The sequence below is a fragment of the Microcystis sp. LE19-41.2A genome (assembly GCF_027530405.1).
GTDB lineage: Bacteria > Cyanobacteriota > Cyanobacteriia > Cyanobacteriales > Microcystaceae > Microcystis > Microcystis aeruginosa.
Genome location: NZ_JAPZQJ010000209.1, coordinates 1 through 6373, shown reverse-complemented (window position 1 = coordinate 6373; position 6373 = coordinate 1). Strand labels below are relative to the sequence as shown.

Here is a 6373-nt window from a genome sequence, read left to right as displayed (position 1 = left end):
TTGCGGGGATCGGGGGGAAAATTCAGGTACTTTTTCCCTGAAAATTAGGTAATTGACTACCTCAAAATCGGTAAAACCCCACACCCCACACCCCACACCCCACACCCTGCCCCCAGGAAAAGCTTTTTCAGCAAACCCTATCTAAATTACTGGTTAAGACTGTCTATGAGTGCCGGAGTTGGGAGCGGGGAGAGGTAGTTCGAGCATTTGTACTAAACTTTTCAAGACGCGGTTTCAAGGCAGTACAGCTTATCTATACCAGGATTTCGGCAAAACATGAAAATTATCGCCTACACCTATACCAATCCCCTGCTTGATAGTCCCCCCGATGCCTCGATTTGGGACCATTCTCCCGAACAAGTGTATCAGGATTTTGGCGATCGCTCACAACGGCAGCAACTGCTCCGCGATTGTCAAGGAACTCCCCCCCGACTGCTGATCCTGCGTCGTCTAGCAGAATTGGGAGACAATGGCACGGAAGTTAGCAAAATTTTACAATCCTTAGAAGCCCTCGACATAGATATAATTGCCCTAGAAGACCCGGATTATAAGCTGAATTTTGCCAAGATTCTGCAAGAAATATCAAAAAACGAACTAAGTAATCGTTTAAAAGCAGGTCACGCTCACAATCGTCTGCAAGCTTTGCCTCCCCCCGGAAAAGCACCCTACGGTTATCGTCGTGGCAAGGAGCGTTATATACTCGATCGCAGTACCGCGCCAGTAGTCAAAGACTTTTTTGATCGCTTTTTGATTTCCGCTTCCCTGCGTTCCACGGTGCGCTATCTAGAAAAACGCTATGGTAAGAAGATATCGGTAGCTACTGCCCATAAATGGCTGACCAATCCCGTTTATCGCGGCGATTTGTGCTATCTCGGTCAAGATATTATCCCCGATACCCACACCCCGATTATCTCCCGGGAAGAAGCGGCCCAGATCGATCGCATCCTGAGAAATAATCGCAAATTACCCCCCCGCAGTGCCAGCGCCCCGCGTTCCTTAGCGGGTTTAGTCGTCTGTAGTCAATGTCAATCGGGGATGACGATTACCAAAGTGACAGCGCGAGGAAAGGGTCTAGAATACCTCTATTTGCGACCTTTGCAATGTCCCCGGACAAAAAAATGTTCGGCGATCGCTTATGAAAAAATTCTCAATAGCACAATCGAGCGCATTTGTCAAGACCTACCACCGACGATCGCTCAGATATCTTTACCGGATTTAGAGGGGATCAAACGGGGAATGAGCGAGGAAATAGGGCAAAAAAACGATATTTTGTCCCAATTGCCCTCCCTAGAAGCGGCGGGAATTTTAGATCAAGAAACGGCTAATCTACGGGCCTATAAACTGAAAAACGAGATCGCGCAGATTCAAGGACGTTTAGACCAATTACCCCCCGATAACCTGACTATTATCGCTCGTGCCGTTGCTTTTCCGCAATTTTGGCGAGATTTATCGGAAATCGAGCGCCGTTTTTATTTTCGCGAGTTTATCCGTCGCATCGAAATCGAGAGAGAAACGGCTAACAATTGGCATTTACGTTTAATCTTCGTTTTTTAAGAGTCTCGGACAATCTTAAAGTTAGCTAAAAATTGAGGAATTTTTGAGTGATCAATGCTAAGAAAAAGGCCAACAGCGATCGATCTCAACTATGAGCAATAACAAAAGATTAACTAGGTATAAAAAAGGGCGAAAATCCTCCCAGACAAAACCCCACCTTTATGATTATCACTATAATCAACCCGGGACGATGCCGGGGTTAATCACCATCGATGAAAATGCCGTTGCTACCGAGATATTTTTAGTTAATTATAATTCTCAACAAGCCACTAGAGTTAATAATCTTTTACCTCAAGACTGTCTTAAATATTTATCCAATGATTCCATCTCTTGGATTGATATCGTCGGTTTGGGTAATGAGGATAAACTGCAAGAGTTGGGGGAAATTTTTCATTTACATCCCTTAACCCTTGAGGATATAGTCAGTATTCCCCAAAGACCAAAAGTGGAAGAATGCGAGAATTATCTTTTAATTATAGTGCCAATGGCCATCCTGATCGATCATCAGGGTTTTTTGCTAGAACAAATCAGTTTAATAGTCGGGAAGAATTATGTTTTAACCGTGCAGGAAGAAGGACAATACGATTCTTTAGAGGGAGTTAGGGAAAGAATACGTTTAAATAAAGGTTCCATCCGGCAGCAAAAATCGGGTTATTTAGCCTATGCGATTTGGGATGCCATTATTGACGGTTATTTTCCTGTTTTAGAGTCCTACGGAGAAAGAATCGAGGAGTTAGAAAACGAAATTTTAGCTAGTCCCACGGAACAAATTTTATCAAAAATCTACCAACTGCGTCAGGAATTACTCTCCCTGCGACGAGCAATTTGGCCGCAAAGGGACACCCTCAATGCGCTTTTACGCGATGAGTATATTGTCATCGATACAACCATTAAACCCTATCTAAGAGACTGTTATGACCATGTGGTACAAATTCTCGATGTTATCGAAAATTACCGGGAATTTGCCAATGGTTTAATGGATTTTTACCTGTCTTCCGTGAGTAATAAAATGAACGAGATTATGAAAACTTTAACGGTAATCTCGACGATTTTTATCCCGCTCACCTTCATTGTCGGTATTTATGGCATGAACTTTAATACTGATAAATCCCCTTATAATATGCCCGAATTAGAATGGTATTGGGGCTATGTATTCGTCTGGGTGTTGATGCTAACGGTTGCTTTCAGTTTAATCATTTTCTTTTGGCGACGCGGCTGGTTTAAGAACCTATCGACAGTGAAGAAAAGATAAACTGTTAAGCAGATTAGACAGACTGGATTACCTTGCCGGCATCTAGCAAGAGAAAATGGCTATCACAGAGAAATTAATAATTTAGTGTCTGCGGTATTTTTTAACACTTTCAGTTGATGGCTTCTAATTTTGTCCAACCAACTATAGTGCTGGTTGTGACATTGATAGACGATATCGATGTCACCAATCTCTAACTTAACCTGAGCCAAGTAGTTTTCTAGTTCGCTAATTTTCATAACCAATCTCGCTTGCGCTGAAGGACATCAACCCTAAACCAAGAATTATCCCTAAAGGATAGGGGTGACTACAGTTACTATTATAGGCCGATCATAATTCTTAAAAAAGTTCTTATCTAACAAAGTTAGCTAATGTCAGGGTTAGATGATATTAGCGAAGTTTCTTTCTAGTCGTCTAGGGGGCAGGGCTATTCCTAGGTAGGGTCTGCTGAAAAAGTTTTTCGTGGGGGTAGGGTGTAGGGTGTGGGGTGTAGGGTTTTACCCATTTTCAGGGGGTCAATTACCTAATTTTCAGGGAAAAAGTGCCTAAATTTCCCCCCCGATCACTCCAAGGGCTGGCACTTTTTGATTTCAAAAAAGCCTAAAAATATTATCCAACAAGATTTTTAGATTTATTCAGCAAACCCTAGCTAAAGTGGCTAATTTACCGAAGAAGGGCTGCAGTAATGCCCAAGCAATGTCGATAATCGCAACAAGTCAAGAAATAAAAAATTCTCGATATTGTCTTTCACTTCCCCCAGCTTCAATAATTAATTCTTTTTTCATTACTTTTTAGTCCCTGGAGGTGGCTGTTTAGAAGCTGCCGCAATCGCTTGATTTAAGCGAGTTAATTCTTCTTTAAACTTCGGTTCTTGGGGATAGTTTTTGACTAATTTTTCTAGGATACTTTTAGCTCCAGAAACGTCTTGAGTTTGTAATCTTGTTCCATAAAGAACTAGCATAACTTCCAGATTGTCGGGATATTTTTGATATAACTTTTCTAAAGGTTCTCTGGCTCCGATAAAATCTTTTAACTGTAAGCGAGCTTGGGCCAGTCCTTGCAAAGCAGTGGGGTTATCTGGTTCACGTTCGAGAATTTTCTCGTAACCTTTGACCATTTCTTCTAATTTTTCGGGAGGAATAGTTGCCTCTTGCCCGGGTTGATTGCCCTGGGGGGAATTAGAATTATTATTTTTCAATAAACCTAAAGTTGGCACCACCATTAAAGCCAGAAATACTAAACCAGAGGAAACAATTAAGACTCGTTTGAGCGTATCGTTATTTTTTTTGGGCATACTTTTTAAAGATTAGAGATAAGATTAATCGGTAGTAACTCGATGAAATTCGTGACCCCAAAGATTATAAGCCCAAATTCCCAAGCCAAAACTACCTAAGCAGAGGATGGTGAGCATCAGGAAAACTTGCCACCTATTGTAACCTGCTTCCTGAAGTTCTAGACGACCAAGGATAGTGGCGGCTAAGAGGATTAAAACTCGACTAAATACCGCCCACTTGTGGAAGATAAAGACTACCGCCAAAGACCAGCCGAGAATTGATAATACAGCACTAATATCGTTTTTAAACCAACTGCGGAAAAATAGCGGCATTAAGTGACTAAACAGAGTTAATCCTAGGGCAATTGAGAGGATAACCCCTACCGCTAGGATATAGATGATGATTTCTAGCCATTCGCTAGTGAGAGTCCAATTCATCTCATCACCGCGGGCAAGTAACCAATCACTCCATGATAAACGCTCATGGGCGATCGACCAGCCAAACACCCCATAGACCGATGGAATCAGAAAAGTAAGTAGTATAATGCGCCAAAACATAATCAGTTATCAGTTATCAGTTATCAGTTATCACTGAAAAAAGTCAAGCCTGAACCCTGAAAGAGACGAAAATTGCCCCTTTTCAGACTTCAGGCCCTTGGGATTGTCCCGATCGCTTAGGACATATACTGGATGATAAAGTCGAAGTAGGGGGCTGCTGCCACGGCATCCTCTTGAGTCAAAAGACCTAAAGCGGCCTCTTTGAGACAACGAATCGCCTCCACCATGCCGGGGACGGGAACATTAAGAGAGTTATACATCTCTTTGACCCCGATCAGACCGGTTTGTTCGATCGGTCCTTTGTCTCCGGCTAATACCCCATAGGTAACTAGACGCAGATACCAACCATAATCGCGCAAGCATTGATTATATTGACGCTGACCGTAGGCATTGCCCCCCGGCGCTCTATAATCGGGACGTTTCTTGAACAGTTGTTTTTGAGCCTGATCGACGATTTTTTTCTCATTGTCAGCGAGAGTTTCGGCAATGCGAATTCTCTGCTCACCGGTTTTTAAAAATTGCCCGATACCCTGTAGTTCACCACTACTAGGATAACGAAGTTCGTCGTCGGCTTTGAGGATGACTTGGCTAACTACGCTCATAATATCAAGGTAAATTCTGATAACATTCTGTAGTTTATCTCAGGTCGGGGTCTGGAAGTCGAGTCATCCCTGCTGGTTGGGCAATTCCTAAAAATTGTAATATTTCGTTATGAGTTTCCCCGACAGCCCGGTTACTCTCTAGAATGAATGTATTAGTGGTCAGGAGCGAGGAGATGGCAATTGAGATGTCACCGCACACCGATTAACTTGAACCCGATAAGTGGTAATTAATATGGAATTTTTAGCATCCTTCCTATTGATAGCGGGCATTCTGGGGTTAAATGGCTTTAAAATCGATCGAGAATACCAGCGTGGTGTTATCTTTCGTCTAGGGCGTTATCAAGACACCAAAGGCCCCGGACTGTACTGGATCATTCCCCTAGTTGACCAAAAAATGCAGCTGGATATTCGCACCAAAACCGTCGATATCGCCCCGCAAGAAACTGTCACCGCCGATAATGTCACAATTAAGGTTAATGCGGTTCTCTACTATCGCATTATCGATCCTAGCAAAGCGATTAACAAAGTCGAATCCTATTCTGCGGCCGTTTACCAAGCGGCCATGACCACTTTAAGAAATGTAGTTGGTCAAAATCGTCTCGATGATGTCTTGCAAAAACGAGACAAAATTAATCAAGCAGTCCAACAAATTGTCGATGAAATTAGCGAACCTTGGGGCATTGATATCGAACGGGTGGAGATGAAAGATGTGGAAATTCCCACCGCTATGCAGCGAGCTATGGCCAAGGAAGCGGAAGCATTGCGAGAAAAACGCGCCCGTTTGATTAAAGCTGCCGCAGAACAGGAAGCCTCCCTAAAATTAGCGGAAGCTTCCCGATTAATCATGGAAAATCCCGCCGCTTTGGAATTACGCCGCCTACAAATGTTAACGGAAATTGGAGCGGAAAATAACACCAGTACCATCATTATGATCCCCTCCGATATCTTAAATCTTGCTCAAAAATTAGCCGAAAAACCATCACAAAATATTGTCAATAGCCAAAAGGGTTAATTTTCTCTGGTGTGTTAGACAAACCTAACGGGTGTAAGCTAAACGGCGCTTAAACTGCATGATCCAATAGCTATAACCCTTTTGGAGTCTATATCGGTGATCCGAAGTAAAAGCCGTTTAGCTTA

7 protein-coding genes are annotated in these 6373 nt (G+C 42.8%); 3 read left to right on the top strand and 4 right to left on the bottom strand.

The window, feature by feature from the left end:
• Nucleotides 1–276: 276 nt before the first annotated feature.
• Together O9290_RS09235 and corA are read left to right on the top strand one after the other, a co-directional pair.
• Nucleotides 277–1554, top strand: coding sequence for a recombinase family protein (locus O9290_RS09235; RefSeq protein WP_002759474.1), 1278 nt, complete (start codon nucleotides 277–279; stop codon nucleotides 1552–1554).
• 91 nt (nucleotides 1555–1645) lie between these two features.
• Nucleotides 1646–2806 (top strand): magnesium/cobalt transporter CorA, encoded by a 1161-nt coding sequence (corA, locus tag O9290_RS09230; protein WP_288058598.1) that lies wholly within the window; start codon nucleotides 1646–1648, stop codon nucleotides 2804–2806.
• 62 nt (nucleotides 2807–2868) lie between these two features.
• Here the strand turns inward: corA and O9290_RS09225 are convergent, their stop codons facing one another.
• From O9290_RS09225 to O9290_RS09210, 4 genes are all read right to left on the bottom strand, one after another.
• Entirely contained in the window at nucleotides 2869–3042 is a 174-nt protein-coding gene (locus tag O9290_RS09225; protein ID WP_002804198.1) for a hypothetical protein, read from the bottom strand.
• Nucleotides 3043–3587: 545 nt separating this feature from the next.
• Nucleotides 3588–4097: a tetratricopeptide repeat protein gene (locus O9290_RS09220; protein ID WP_061430758.1), complete on the bottom strand. Its 510-nt coding sequence runs from the start codon at nucleotides 4095–4097 to the stop codon at nucleotides 3588–3590.
• A gap of 24 nt (nucleotides 4098–4121) precedes the next feature.
• Nucleotides 4122–4634: a hypothetical protein gene (locus tag O9290_RS09215; RefSeq protein ID WP_002759468.1), complete on the bottom strand. Its 513-nt coding sequence runs from the start codon at nucleotides 4632–4634 to the stop codon at nucleotides 4122–4124.
• Between the two features lie 116 nt (nucleotides 4635–4750).
• Entirely contained in the window at nucleotides 4751–5236 is a 486-nt protein-coding gene (locus O9290_RS09210; protein WP_012267184.1) for an allophycocyanin subunit alpha-B, read from the bottom strand.
• Nucleotides 5237–5468: 232 nt separating this feature from the next.
• On the opposite strand from O9290_RS09210, the gene O9290_RS09205 reads away from it, so the two are divergent.
• Complete coding sequence (locus O9290_RS09205; RefSeq protein ID WP_002759460.1) at nucleotides 5469–6248, top strand: slipin family protein; 780 nt, start codon at nucleotides 5469–5471, stop codon at nucleotides 6246–6248.
• Nucleotides 6249–6373 lie beyond the last annotated feature (125 nt).